10 protein-coding genes are annotated in these 12,905 nt (G+C 74.3%); 3 read left to right on the plus strand and 7 right to left on the minus strand.

Features of this window, described 5'->3' with window-relative positions; translation table 11 throughout:
- Positions 1–72: 72 nt before the first annotated feature.
- Positions 73–849, minus strand: a complete 777-nt coding sequence (locus tag ACIOC0_RS31305; RefSeq protein ID WP_402159115.1) for an SDR family oxidoreductase — start codon at positions 847–849, stop codon at positions 73–75.
- A gap of 197 nt (positions 850–1,046) precedes the next feature.
- Between ACIOC0_RS31305 and ACIOC0_RS31310 the strand changes: the two genes are divergently transcribed.
- The gene (locus tag ACIOC0_RS31310; protein ID WP_402159116.1) at positions 1,047–2,081 is read left to right on the plus strand and encodes a LacI family DNA-binding transcriptional regulator; all 1,035 of its coding nucleotides are present in this window, start codon (positions 1,047–1,049) and stop codon (positions 2,079–2,081) included.
- 86 nt (positions 2,082–2,167) lie between these two features.
- Positions 2,168–2,800 carry a TMEM175 family protein gene (locus tag ACIOC0_RS31315; RefSeq protein WP_402159117.1) on the plus strand — a complete coding sequence of 211 codons (633 nt, stop codon included), beginning with the start codon at positions 2,168–2,170 and terminating at the stop codon, positions 2,798–2,800.
- 17 nt (positions 2,801–2,817) lie between these two features.
- Here the strand turns inward: ACIOC0_RS31315 and ACIOC0_RS31320 are convergent, their stop codons facing one another.
- Positions 2,818–3,981, minus strand: coding sequence for a Gfo/Idh/MocA family protein (locus tag ACIOC0_RS31320; protein ID WP_402159118.1), 1,164 nt, complete (start codon positions 3,979–3,981; stop codon positions 2,818–2,820).
- A 210-nt stretch (positions 3,982–4,191) separates the two neighbouring features.
- Between ACIOC0_RS31320 and ACIOC0_RS31325 the strand changes: the two genes are divergently transcribed.
- Positions 4,192–4,704 carry a hypothetical protein gene (locus tag ACIOC0_RS31325; RefSeq protein WP_402159119.1) on the plus strand — a complete coding sequence of 171 codons (513 nt, stop codon included), beginning with the start codon at positions 4,192–4,194 and terminating at the stop codon, positions 4,702–4,704.
- A gap of 42 nt (positions 4,705–4,746) precedes the next feature.
- Here the strand turns inward: ACIOC0_RS31325 and ACIOC0_RS31330 are convergent, their stop codons facing one another.
- Genes ACIOC0_RS31330 through ACIOC0_RS31350 form a run of 5 tightly spaced genes read right to left on the minus strand, consistent with a single transcriptional unit; the run spans position 4,747 to position 12,869 of the window.
- A complete protein-coding gene (locus ACIOC0_RS31330) occupies positions 4,747–5,817 on the minus strand; it encodes a class I SAM-dependent methyltransferase (RefSeq protein ID WP_402159120.1) in 1,071 nt (356 codons plus the stop codon).
- Positions 5,814–6,974: a glycosyltransferase gene (locus ACIOC0_RS31335; RefSeq protein ID WP_402159121.1), complete on the minus strand. Its 1,161-nt coding sequence runs from the start codon at positions 6,972–6,974 to the stop codon at positions 5,814–5,816. Before ACIOC0_RS31335 ends, ACIOC0_RS31330 begins: the two co-directional genes overlap by 4 nt.
- Positions 6,971–7,780 carry an alpha/beta fold hydrolase gene (locus tag ACIOC0_RS31340; protein WP_402159337.1) on the minus strand — a complete coding sequence of 270 codons (810 nt, stop codon included), beginning with the start codon at positions 7,778–7,780 and terminating at the stop codon, positions 6,971–6,973. The genes ACIOC0_RS31335 and ACIOC0_RS31340 overlap by 4 nt, the downstream gene beginning before the upstream one ends.
- Positions 7,781–7,788: 8 nt before the next feature.
- Positions 7,789–8,130, minus strand: a complete 342-nt coding sequence (locus ACIOC0_RS31345; protein WP_402159122.1) for an acyl carrier protein — start codon at positions 8,128–8,130, stop codon at positions 7,789–7,791.
- Positions 8,127–12,869, minus strand: coding sequence for a beta-ketoacyl synthase N-terminal-like domain-containing protein (locus ACIOC0_RS31350; protein ID WP_402159123.1), 4,743 nt, complete (start codon positions 12,867–12,869; stop codon positions 8,127–8,129). Before ACIOC0_RS31350 ends, ACIOC0_RS31345 begins: the two co-directional genes overlap by 4 nt.
- Positions 12,870–12,905: the final 36 nt, after the last annotated feature.

Consider the following 12,905-nt stretch of genomic DNA (forward strand, 5'->3'; position numbering starts at 1 on the left):
GGGGGGTGCAACTCCTTGAGGGTCGTGCGGGAAGGGCCGGAGGAGGAGTGAGGGGCGGGACTTTCGAACGGCCTAGTCCAGGCCGCCCAGGACGTTCTGGTCCCAGTCGATCACCGAACCGGTGACCACGCCGGACCGGTCGGACAGCAGGAAGACCACGAAGTCCGCGATCTCCTCCGGCAGGCCCAGCCTGCCCATCGGCAGCCGTGCCGCCGCCTGCTCCCGCCAGTCGTCGCCGGCGCCGTGGAAGGCCCGCTGTGTCGCGTCCTCGCCCTCGGTCGCCGTCCAGCCGATGTTCAGCCCGTTGATCCGCACCCGGTCGTGGCGGTGGGCGTGCGCCGCGTTGCGGGTGAGGCCGGCCAGCCCGGCCTTGGCGGCCACGTACGGCGCCAGGAAGGGCTGACCGCCGTGCGCGGACGACGTGATGATGTTGACCACCGTGCCGGGCGCGCGCCGGCCGACCATGTCCCGGACGGCGGCCTGCATGGCGAAGAACGGCGCCCGCAGATTGATCGCGATGTGCTGGTCGAAGAGTTCGGGCGTGGTGTCCAGGAGCGTGCCCCGCGAGGTCAGGCCCGCGGAGTTCACCAGGCAGTCGATCCGGCCGTACGCCTCGACCACGCGGGTGACGCAGGACGTCGCCTGTGCGGCGTCGGCCAGGTCGGCGCCGACGAACAGCGCCTCGCCGCCCGCCGCGGTCAGCTCCGCCACCAGGGCCTCGCCGGGTTCGGGGCGCCGGCCGCTGACCGCGACGACGGCGCCCTCGCGGGCGGCGGCCCTGGCGGTCGCGGCGCCCACGCCCTGACTGCCGCCGTTGACGAGGACGACCTTGTCGTCGAGAAGTGGCATGGATCGGCGTTCCTCTCAGCTCTCGCGGCGTCGCGGGCGGGTTCGAGGGAGCCCGCTGCGTTCCACGGGGGCCCACGACGTCGTGCGGCTCTGCCATTCTTGTCAGCACAAAACCCTCGAACAACCTGCAGCAAGCCATCAAAAACCCCTCAAGCGCCGTCGGGGTCATCCGTCCCGCACACCTTCAGGAGCCGGCCGTGGGCCACCCTTTCCCGATCCGTGAGATCGCCCGCCAGGCGGGCCTGAGCGAGGCCACCGTGGACCGGGTCCTCAACGGCCGGGGAGGGGTGCGCGCCTCCACCGAGCAGGAGGTGCGCCGGGCCATCGCCGACCTGGACCGGCAGCGCACCCAGGTCCGGCTCGTCGGTCGCACCTTCATGGTCGACATCGTGATGCAGGCGCCCGAGAGGTTCACCACGGCGGTGCGGGCCGCGCTGGAGGCCGAACTGCCCGCGCTGCACCCGGCCGTGCTCCGCTCCCGCTTCCACTTCCGGGAGACCGGCCCCGTCCGGGAACTGGTCGCCGGCCTGGACCGGATCGCCCGCCGCGGCTCGCAGGGCGTCATCCTCAAGGCGCCGGACGTCCCCGAGGTCACGGCGGCGGTCGGCCGGCTGGCCGCCGCGGGCATCCCGGTCGTCACCCTCGTCACCGACCTGCCCGCCAGCGCCCGGCTCGGCTATGTGGGCATCGACAACCGGGCCGCCGGCGCCACCGCCGCGTACCTCATGGGCCAGTGGCTGGGCGAGCGGCCCGGCAATGTGCTCACCAGCCTCAGCAGCGGGTTCTTCCGCAACGAGGAGGAGCGCGAGATGGGCTTCCGCAGCGTCATGCGCGCCCGCCATCCCGAGCGCGCCCTCGTCGAGATCGCCGAGGGGCAGGGCCTGGACGCCACCCAGTACGACGTCGTCCGCGCCGCCCTGGAACGGGACCCGGACATCCGCGCCGTCTACTCCATCGGCGGCGGGAACATCGCCACCCTCAGCGCCTTCGAGGACCTCGGCCGTGAGTGCGTCGTGTTCGTCGCGCACGACCTCGACCACGACAACACCCGGCTGCTGCGCGAACACCGCCTGTCAGCCGTCCTTCACCACGACCTGCGCCAGGACATGCGCGAGGCCTGTCACGTGGTGATGCGGGCCCACGGCGCGCTGCCGCCGGCCGGGCCGCTGCTGCCCTCCGCGATCCAGGTGGTGACGCCGTACAACACGCCGCCCCAGGCGACGGCCGGCTGACCGCGGCACGAGGACATTCGCTGTCACCCGGTATGCCCGGCGTGTGCTTATATGTACGGGCCGTCGGCGTTCCTACTGTCGTACGGGTGTGGAAAGCAGCCCCCGAAGGGGAACCGGAGCGGCTGGTCGCGCTCGCCGACGGCGTGTTCGCGATCGCCGTCACCCTGCTCGTGCTGGACCTGTCCGTGCCGCCGGGCCTGGACGACGAGCAGTACCGCGACGCGCTGCGCGACGTCCTGCCCAACCTCGGGGCCTACGTCCTGAGCTTCTTCGTGCTGGCGCAGTTCTGGCGCGACCACCGCCGGATCTTCCGCCGGGTACGGCACGTCGACTCCCAGATCGTCCGGCTGTCCCTGCTCGGCATGGGCCTCGCCGCTCTCCTGCCCTTCCCCACGGCCCTCATGTCGGAGTATCCGGAGGAGGCCGTCTCGGTGGTCGTCTACTCCGCGGCCGTCACGGCCCTCGGGGCGACCCACCTCGCGCTGGCCGTCCTCCTCAACCGACGGCCCTGGCTGCGCGATGCCCCCGCCCGCGACCCGGACCTCCTCCTGTCAGCCGCCGACCTCATCGCGACGGTGGCGGTCTTCGCCGTCACGATCCCGCTCGCCCAGGTGCTGGGCGGCGCGGCCGCGTGGTGGTGGGTGGCCCTGCTCCCGGCGAAGGTGATCCTCGGCGCACGCGCGCGGAGGAGGATCGCGCGAGATCGGCCGAAAGGGTGACGTGGTGAGGGCGCCTGTCAGGGCGCGGGCTCCAGGGCGGTCCAGGCGCCGGTGCGGGCCGAATGGGCCATGGCGTCCAGGGCGGTCGCGGCGTGCACGGCGTCCGCGAGCGTCGTCCCGTACGGCCGGCCCTCGGCGATCGAGCGCAGGAACCGGTACGCCTCGATCACCTTCAGGTCGTCGTAGCCCATCGCGTTCGCCGCGCCCGGCTGGAACGCGGCGAACTCGCCCGCGCCCGGGCCGACGTACACCGTGCTGACCGGCTGGTCCTGGTATGCCGTGCCGCGGCTGACGGCGAGTTCGTTCATCCGGCGGAAGTCCCAGGAGACGGCGCCCCGGGTGCCGTGCACCTCGAAGCCGTAGTCGTTCTGCTCGCCGACCGAGACGCGGCAGGCCTCCAGGACGCCGCGGGCCCCGGAGACGAACCGCAGCAGGCAGTTGACGTAGTCCTCGTTCTCCACTGGCCCCGATTCGCCGCCGGTGGCCAGGGTGTGCCCGGCGGTGGCGCCGGTGGGGCGGGCGCGCCGGGGGATGAAGACCGCGGTGTCGGCGACGAGGGAGGCGATGTCGCCGAGCAGGAAGCGGGCGAGGTCGACGCCGTGCGAGGCGAGGTCGCCGAGGACCCCGCTGCCGCCCCGCTCCCGCTCGTAACGCCAGGTCAGGGCGCCGTCCGGGTGGGCCGCGTAGTCGCTGAGGAGACGGATGCGGACATGGGTGACGGAGCCGATCTCCCCGGAGGCGATCAGCTCGCGCGCGGCCTCGACGGCGGGCGCGTTGCGGTAGTTGAAGCCGACCGTCCCCTGCACGCGCGCGCGGGCGACCGCGTACGCGACCGCGCGGGCGTCGGCGGCCGTGAGACCCACCGGCTTCTCGATCCAGATGTGCTTGCCGGCCTCGGCCATCGCGACGCCGATCTCCCGGTGCAGGAAGTTCGGCGCGGTGATGCTGACGGCCCGCACGCGCGCGTCGGCGGCGATGTCACGCCAGTCGCGGTACGTCGAGGCGAACCCGTACCGGGCCGCGGCCTCCTCGGCCCGGCCCGGCACCTCCTCCGCGACCGCGACCAGTTCCGGTCGCACCCCGAGCCGCGGGAAGTGATGCGTCACGCGCGCGTAGGCCTGGGTGTGCACCCGGCCCATCCAGCCGAACCCGACGACCGCGACACCCAGCGCGTCCACCACGAGAGCCCTGCCCTTCCCGACGAGCGGTCCACACGGACGTGCACAGGGACGTCCCCTCGGAAGGTCCACATGAGCGGTCCATATGTCCTGATGTCCTTGCCAGGTCACCCTGGGGGCGCGGTCGGGGCCGTGTCAACCCTCCCGTCGCGCTCCCGCCCCTTCGGGCCTCGTGGCTGGCGGCCCGGCCGCACCCCGGCGATCGTGGAGACCATGGCGGACCCCACCGCGGCCGATGACGTGCCGCCCCGGCACGGCACCCGCGAGGCCGTCCTCTTCGGCGGTGTCTACGGCGCCGTCCTCGCCTCGTCGCTGGTCGCGGCGCTCAGCACTTACGGCCACTCCTCGCAGGCCAGCCGCCGCTACGACGCCCTCTGGCTGCTGGTGACCGCGCTCGCCTCCGCCCTCGCCCACGGCTACGCTCACTTCGTCGCCGAGCGCCGGCCGAGCCGGCGGTGGGACGCCCTGCGCACCATGGGCGAGGAGTGGCCGCTGGTGGCGGCCGTCCTCCCCACGGTCTTCGTCCTGGCCGGCGCGGGGTGGGGCTGGTGGCGGCCGGACGGCGTCGAGTTCCCGGCGTTCGTCCTCAACATCTCGATGCTGTTCGGCCTCGGCCTGGTCTCCGCCCGCTGGTCGCGCAGATCATGGCCGAAGGCGCTGCTGACCGGGCTGCTCGACGCGCTGCTGGGCGTGATCGTGGTCGTCGCCAACGCGGTGATCAAGTGACCGGCGGCGCGCCGCCGCCCGCCGGACGCGGCCCCGCCGCCGTCAGTCCCGGCGGGCCACGATCCGGTAGGCGTTGGACAGCCCCAGCCGGTGCGACAGCGGCCGGACCGCGAACCGGTCGAGCAGCGTGCCCGCGACCAGTGCCGGGATCCCGGCGACCAGCAGCGCCCCGCGCAGCACTCTCCGGGCCGCCCCCGGCCGCCGCGGCAGCCAGGGCGCGTCGTCCCGCGGGGCCAGCCGGTCCAGCGACAGCCAGACGGCGGCCAGCAGGTCGACCGGGTCGTGCGGCTCGCGGTGCTGCTCGGACACCACCGTGAAGCCCAGGTCCGTCAGGCGTCGCCGCAGGTTGGCGACCGGCACGAAGTGCAGGTGCTGCGGCTGCAGCCAGGGCAGCCACCAGCGGCCCAGCAGGCGCGCCCACCGGCTCTCCGGGTCCGGGACCTCGATGAGCAGATGCCCGCCGGGACGGACCGTCTCCCGGGCGGCGCGCAACTCACGGTCGGGGTCGGTGCTGTGCTCCAGGTAGTGGAACATGCTCACCACGTCGTACCGGCCCGCGAGGTCCGCCGCCAGCTCGTGGAACTCACCCCGGTAGCCGTGCTCCACCCGGCCCTCGCGGGCGGCCAGTTCGACGCCCTCGGTGAAGTCGAGGCCGTCGAAGACGGTGTCCGGCAGCACCGCGCGGGCGGCCGCGCAGAAGTGCCCGTGCCCGGTGCCGACGTCCAGCCAGGTCTTCGGCCGGGGGTCGTGCGGCAGCATCGACTCCGCCCGCCCCCGGTACATCGCGGTGCGCCCGCCGAAGGTGTCGCCGAGCTTCTTCTCGCCGAGCCCGTCGTAGAAGTCCCGGTAGTAGAACTCCAGTCCCTCGGCGCTCAGCCGGGGGTTCTGGAAGGTGTGGGCGCAGGCCTCGCACCGGTCCAGGACGAAACGGCCCGGTTTGTGCTGGAGCAGGTCGGTGGTGCGCAGCCGGGTGGTGAGCCGGTCCGAGCCGCACCAGGGGCAGGTGGTGCGCCGCGGTTCGAAGAAGCGGTCCAGGCCGGCCGCCAGGTCGGCCTGGTAGCTCGGGCGCAGCTCCGCGATCCGCTCGGTGGTCCGCTTGCTCTCGTCGCTCACCGCAACTCCTTCGCCAGCTCGTCGAGATGGTCGGCGGCGGCGGACGCGCCGCCCGCGGCGCGGAACGCGGCGCCGATCCGGCGGGCCGCCGCTCGGTGCCCCGGATCGTCCAGTACGGCGTCCAGGGCGGCGCCGAGTTTCTCCTCGCCGACGCGGCCGAACCGCACGCGCACCCCGGCGCCGGCGTCCGCGACCTGCCCTGCCACGACCGGCTGGTCGTCCCGGATAGGCGCGACCACGAGCGGGACGCCGTGCCACAGCGCCTCGCACACGGTGTTGTGCCCGGCATGGCAGACGACAGCGTCCGTCCTTTCCAGCAGCGGCAGTTGGGGGACCGACGGCACCACGAGGAGGTCCTTTCCGCCGGTGTGGCCGCCCCCCAGGGCGCCGCCCGGGTCGACGATCACCCCCTGCACCCGGTCGGCCCGCTCGCGCAGCGCACCGCGGCACACCTGAAGGAACCGGCCGCCGACGTCGGTGTTCGCGGTGCCGAGCGTGACCAGCACTACGGACCGGCCCGGATCCAGCCACTCCCAGGGGAAGGCGGCCGGGGAAGGGCGGGCGGCGATCGACGGGCCGACCCACCGGACCCCGGCGCGACGCCCCGCCAACTCCGGTGTGCTGAAGGCGAGGACCAGACGCGGGGAGAACCGTGGATCGGCGGCGCCCGCCGGATCGCCCACCGTCTCCCGGAGCCGGGCCAGCCGCTCCTCCAGCCACTGCCGCACCTTGGGCAGCCCGGCCAGCGGATCGGTGAACTCCGCCGAGGTCGACGCCGAGGTCGCCCAGGGCACGCCCATCCGCTCCGCCACCAGCGCGCCCGCGAACGCCTGCTGGTCGGCCACCACCACGTCCGGCCGGAACGCCTCGACGGCCGCCCGCACACCGGGCGCCATCGCCTCGGCCAGCGGCAGCAGGTACCACTCCCACAGGAACCTCAGCGCCTCCGGTCCGCGCAGCTCCGGCGGCCGGGTCCCGTCCGGCGCCCCGGCGCAGGGATGCACCTCGACGCCGTCGCCCGCGAGCCGCCGCACCAGCGCCGGGTCGGAGCACACCCACGCCACCCGGTGCCCGTGCGCGGTCAGTTCGGCGGCCACGCCGACGAGCGGGTTGATGTGCCCCGTCAACGGCGGTACGACACACAGGAATCGGCTCACCGGACCTCCGCCGCGCCGGCCGACTCGACCTCCCGCACCAGGGACAGGACGTGCCCGCCCACCGTCCCCGCCGCCTCCACCAGCACCGAGTGCTCATGCCCGGGGATCACCACGGTCCGGCAGTCCGGCAGCAATCCCTCCAGCCACGGCACGAGTTCGGCGAGGTCGGAGTCACCGCCGTACACGCCCAGCACCGGGCAGCGCACCGCCGCGATCTGAGGTTCCGTCAGAACCCGGCTCGCGGGGATGTCCCGGCCGAGCGTGGTCTCCCGGGCGAGACGGGCCGCGCCCCTGGCCAGCCGGGCGGTGTTGTGGCCGCGATGGGCGGTGATCCAGGCGATCGCGTCGGGCTCGTTGGACGCCAGCTCGGCCACCACCCGCTCCAGGATGCCGCCCAGTTTCACCGCCCAGGCCGCGGTGGCCGGTTCGGACTCGACCAGTGTGACGCTCGCCGCCCGCTCCGGACGGCGGGCCGCGTAGCCGAACGCGACCGTGCCGCCGTAGGAGTTGCCGACCAGGTGCACGGGGCCGGTGACGCCGAGACGGTCGAGCAGCGCCTCCAGGTCGTCCACGTTGTGGTCCAGCGTGTAGCCGTCGGCGGGGCGTTCGCTGCGGCCGTGGCCCCGCAGGTCGTACATGACGACGTCGAGGCCGGCGGCCGCGAACGCGGGGGCCACGGTGAAGTAGTAGCTGGCCAGGCTGTCGGTGAGCAGACCGTGCACCAGCACCACGGTGGCGGTCGCCGGGCGGCCGCCGCCGGGCCCGAGCCTCTGGACGTGCAACCGGACGGCGCCGGTGTCGACCATCGCCACGGTCAGCTCGCCTCCGTGGCCTTCAGGCCGGTCACGACGTACTCGACGAGCCGCCCCACGGTCAGCTCGATGATCTCGTCGAACTCCATCCCGGCCAGGAACTCCGCGAAGTTGATCCGCTCGCCGTACCGCTCCTGGAGCATCCCGGCCAGGGTGACGAGGTCGATGCTCTCCAGCTCCAGATCGCGGTTGAACGTGGTGTGCGGGCCTATCTCGACGTCGTCGAGCCCGTACTCGTCCTGGAGGAGCCGGGTCAGCATGTCCCTGAGGTCGGCGAGGACGGCCTCCTCGTCGGCGACGGGCGGGAGAGGGGAATCGGGGGTGCGGGGGCTGTCGGCGGTCATCGGTCGTACTCCTTCGCTGGGGCGGGGGACGGCTCGACGGGCCCGGTCGTCCAGGCCACGACGTAGCGGCGCTCCGGCAGGGACGGCGGGTTGGCGACCGGGGCGCAGTGCACGGTGTAGGCGCGTTCCAGACGCCCGGAGACGGTCAGCCGGCCACCGTCCGGGGCGGCGTCAAGAACCGCGAAGTCCCGTGGCCGGCCCCCGAATCCGGTGCCCTCCGCCTTGGCGACCGCCTCCTTCGCCGCCCAGAACCGGGTGAACCACAGCGCCTCGGGGTCACCGGTGGACGACAACAGGTCACGCAGCAGGCGGAGTTCGCGTGGGCCGAGCACGGTCGCCATGGTCTCCGGCGTACGGTCGACGACCTCCTCGATGTCGATGCCGGGCCCCGGCCCGGGCGTGTGCGGCCGGACGAGGGCGACGCCCGCCTCCGCGCGGTGCGCGAGCGACACGTCGAGCGCGGGCAGCACCCGGCCGTGCACGCCCGTCACATACGGGCCGCCCGCCGTGTCGTTGTGCACCCGCAGCTCCGCCGGGAAGACCGGGCCCTCACCGTGCTCCCACAGCCATCGGCGGACGGCGTCCTTGACCGCGATCCGCCCCAGCAGCCACTGCCGCCGCCCGCGCGGCGGATGCTCGGCGTACTGCGAACGCTCCGCGCCGTTCAGGGAGTTGCGCATGATCAGCTCACGGGAGGCCAGGTCCGGCCAGCGCTCGAACAGCAGCGTCCAGCCGCCCGGCCGGACCGCGGAGAGCGTGTTGCGCTCGGGGAAGCGCTCGACGGGGCGGGTGGTCGGGTCGTTGTCGAACCGGCGGTCCTGCCAGCCGTGCAGCTCCGCCCACACCGTGCCGTCGACCGTCAACTGGACGTCGGCCTCCAGGGCGGTGTCGGTCAGCGAGGTGATCCGCACGTCGCACACCACTTCGGCGCCCGGCGCGGGGTGCGGCCCGTAGAACCGCATGTCCCGCATCCCGACCGGGAAGACGACCGTGCGCTCGGTGCGGGTGGCCATGATCCAGTAGCCGAGGATCTGACCGACGTTGTCCAGCAGGGCGCCCGGCGCGGGCGGCGTCGTGATCACACCTCGCACCCCGCGGTCCCCGATCGCGGTGAGCTCGGTGACGCCCCGGAACGCCGGGCCGTGGAACATCCAGCGCTGCTCGTAGAGTTGGGCGGCCGTGTGCTCGGGGATGCGTTCGGATGCCGGATCGAGCGGCGGCCGGACGGGCGGCGGGGGAGGGTATGCGGCGGCGACTTCGACGGTGGCACGGGCCCGGGGTCCGAACGACACCGCCAGCCGGTCCGGGCTCTCGGGGGTGACCGTCACCGGCACGTCGACGGCGGGCGTCGCGGTGAGCCACTCCTCGAACCGCGCCCCGAGCACGGCGACCGGCACCAGGCCGGGCGCGGCCTCGGCCGCCGCGTCCATGATGTGCCGCACGATCGTCGTCGCCGGGACCACCGGCCACCGGTCCGCCACGTCCGGCCAGCCGGGCCGCTGCGGGAAGAAGCAGTGGTCCAGGAGGTACGGCATGGTGTCGGGCGAGACGCGGACGGTGGAGCGGCGGGGAGCGAGGGGGCGGTGTGGCGCAGGTGAGGTGGGGGGTGCCGTGGATGCGAGGTGCGAGGGTTGCGGTTGGGGCGGGGCGGTCAGGAGCGCCGCCGCCGTGTCCGCCGTCTCGCGCAGCAGGGCGCTGAGTTCGGCGGCGACGGGGGAGCGGGGGACCAGGGCGTCGAGGGGGGTGCCGGCCCCTGAAGCGTGGGTGGCGCCCGCCGCGTGGGCCGGCACTGGTGTCGTACGCAGCTCGGCCCGCACGTCGGCTCGCAGCTCGGCGAGTCGTTCCGGGTCGAGGGACACCAGGGCCCCGTCCAGGTCCAGTCGGACCGGGGGCGGGGAGACCGCCGCCCGGCCGGTGCCGGACACGCCGTCGGTGGAGATGGCCTCGGCCGATACGACGTCGGCTGTCACTGCGTCCGTGGTGTGCGGCAATGCCGGGGCCACCGAGGCGCCCGCCGTCCACAGAGCGGTCGCGACCCGGCGGAGCTGGGCGAGACCTGTGCGGCGGGTGGAGTTGGCGGCGACGACGAGATGGTCCCGCGCGCCCAGGGTGTCACCGACGAGGGAGCCGAGCTGCCCCGGCCCGACCTGGACGTACACCCGGTGGCCCGCCGTGTACAGGGCCTCGGTCAACTGCCTGAAGCGCACCGGTTCCAGCAGGTGGCGTACGAACAGGGCCCGGGTCTCGGCCTCGTCCGCGGGGAAGGGCGCGGCGGTCGTGCCGGACCAGACCGGGGTGTGCGGCGGGTACAGCCGGAAGCGCTCGGCGGCCTCCTTGATGGGACCCAGGTACGGCGCCAGCATCGGCGTGTGGAAGCCGGACCTGAACGGCAGCAGCTGGCTGAGCACCCCCCGGGCGCGGAACGCCCGAACGAAGGCGTCGACCGCCGGCTCCGGACCGCACACCATCGACTGGTGGGGCGCGTTGTCGTGGGACAGCACAAGACCTGCCTCCTCCCAGCCCTCCTCCCGCAGGGCGGCCGTCACCTGCTCGGCGGACGCGCCGATCGCGCCGAAGGCGACGCCGGGCACGGTCAGCGCGTCCGGGTCGAACGCGGCCATGAAGGCGTCGACCTCGTCCCCGGCGTAGAGTCCGCCGGCCGCCATCGCCGTCCACTCGCCCACGCTGTGTCCGGCGACCGCGTCCGGCACGATCCCCGTCCGGCGCAGCGCGGTGTCGAGGAGCCGGCCGGCCGCGACGACCCCGAGACCGTGCAGACCGAGACCGATGTCACCGGCCCGCTCCTCGGGCACGGGCAGCGGCGGCAGGCCGAAGTGGGCGGCGACGTCGTCCACGCGGGGGGTGAAGTCGCCCTCCAGGCCCGGGAAGAGGAAGGCGAGCCTGCCGGGGCCCGGGAGGCGGCCGGTGGCGCGGGCACGGGGGCGGGCGGTGCGGTGGCCGGGGTCGAGCAGGGGGCCCGGGCGGTACCAGACGTCGTTGCGGCCGTGCCAGGCGCGCCCTTGGGCGACGGCCCGGCGGGCCAGGGCGAGACGCTTGTCGGTCGGGCCGACCACGCCGAGCCGAGCCGGGCCGGTCGCCGGGTGGATGCGGGCGGGGTCGAGACCCGCGTGCCGTACGGCGTCGTCGGCGGCGTCGAGCGCGGCGGCCAGCCGTTCGGGGGAGTCGGCGGCGAGGAGCAGGACGCGTTCCGGTTCGGTCACCTGAGTGACCGCTGCCGGGCGTGCCCCGGGGGCTCGTGCCGGAGCGGTCCGGGACGCGCCCGGGGCCTCCTCCAGCACCACGTGGGCGTTGATCCCGCCGAACCCGAAGGCGTTGACCGCCGCCCGCCGCACCGGCTGTTCCCCGGTGGTCTCCCAGGGCTCGGCCTTCTCCAGCGTGCGGAAGCGGGTGCGGGCGAGGGCGGGATGCGGGTCGTCGCAGTGCAGCGTGGGCAGCAGCGTCCGGTGGTGCACGGCGAGCGCGGCCTTGACCAGACCGGCGACCCCGGCGGCGGGCATGGTGTGCCCGATCATCGACTTGACCGAGCCGAGGACGGCCGTACGGGCCGAGGACTCCACCTCCCGACCCGACGCCGCGGACCCGGCACCGGGAATGCCACCCGGCCCGAACACATCGGCCAGCGTGGCGAGTTCGGCGCTGTCACCGGCCGGGGTCGCGGTGCCGTGGGCCTCCAGCAGGCCGAGTGAACCGGGGGCGGCCGGGTCGAGACCGGCGGCCCGCCAGGCCTGCCGCACCGCCTGGGCCTGGCCGCCCGGATCGGGGTTGACCAGCCCGGCCGCCCGGCCGTCGCTCGCCACCCCGGTGCCCCGGATCACGGCGTAGACCCGGTCGCCGTCGCGCTCCGCGTCGGCCAGCCGCTTCAGGACGACCACGCCCGTGCCCTCACCGATCAGGATGCCGTCGGCGTCCCGGTGGAAGGGGCGGATGCGCTGGCTCGGGGACAGCGCGCGCAACTGGGAGAACACGCTCCACAGCGTGATGTCGTGGCAGTGGTGGACACCGCCCGCGAGCATCAAGTCGCAACGGCCGCTGACGAGTTCGCTCACCGCCTGGTCCACGGCGACCAGCGACGAGGCGCAGGCCGCGTCCACGGTGTAGGCCGGCCCGCGCAGGTCGAGCCGGTTGGCGATCCTGGACGCGGCGAGGTTGGGTACCAGCCCGATGGCCGACTCGGGGCTGTCCGGGCCCAGCCGGTCGGTGAACGCCTCCCGCACCCGGTCCAGTTGCTCGCCGGTGAGATGGGGCAGCAACTCGCCCAGTGTCCGCGTGAGTTGGCTCGCCGTGCGCACCCGCTGGTCGAGCCGGACCAGTCCCGGGGTCAGATAGCCGCCCCGGCCGAGGACCACGCCGACGCGCCCCCGCTCGGGCAGGCGGTCCACACCGCCCGCGTCGGCGAGGGCGGCCGCGGCCACATGCAGGGCGATCAGCTGGTCGGGCTCGGTCCCGGCCACCGAGTTCGGCATGATCCCGAACCGGGTCACCTCGACCTCCGCCAGCCCGTCCACGAACCCGCCCCGCCGGGCGTAGACCCGGTCGGCGACGGCCGGTCCGGTCGCGCTGCCGGGGCGGTAGTAGCCGGCGTCCCAGCGCCCGTCCGGGACTTCGCCGACGGCGTCCACACCGTCACGCAGGTTCCGCCAGTAGGCGTCCAGGTCGGCTGCTCCCGGCAGGAGCACCGCCATGCCGACGATGGCCACCGATGTCTGACTTGTTGTCATATCCGTTGTTCTCTGCGGGCGGTGAGGTGGTGCCAC

Source organism: Streptomyces sp. NPDC088254 (genome assembly GCF_044740925.1).
Lineage (GTDB): Bacteria > Actinomycetota > Actinomycetes > Streptomycetales > Streptomycetaceae > Streptomyces.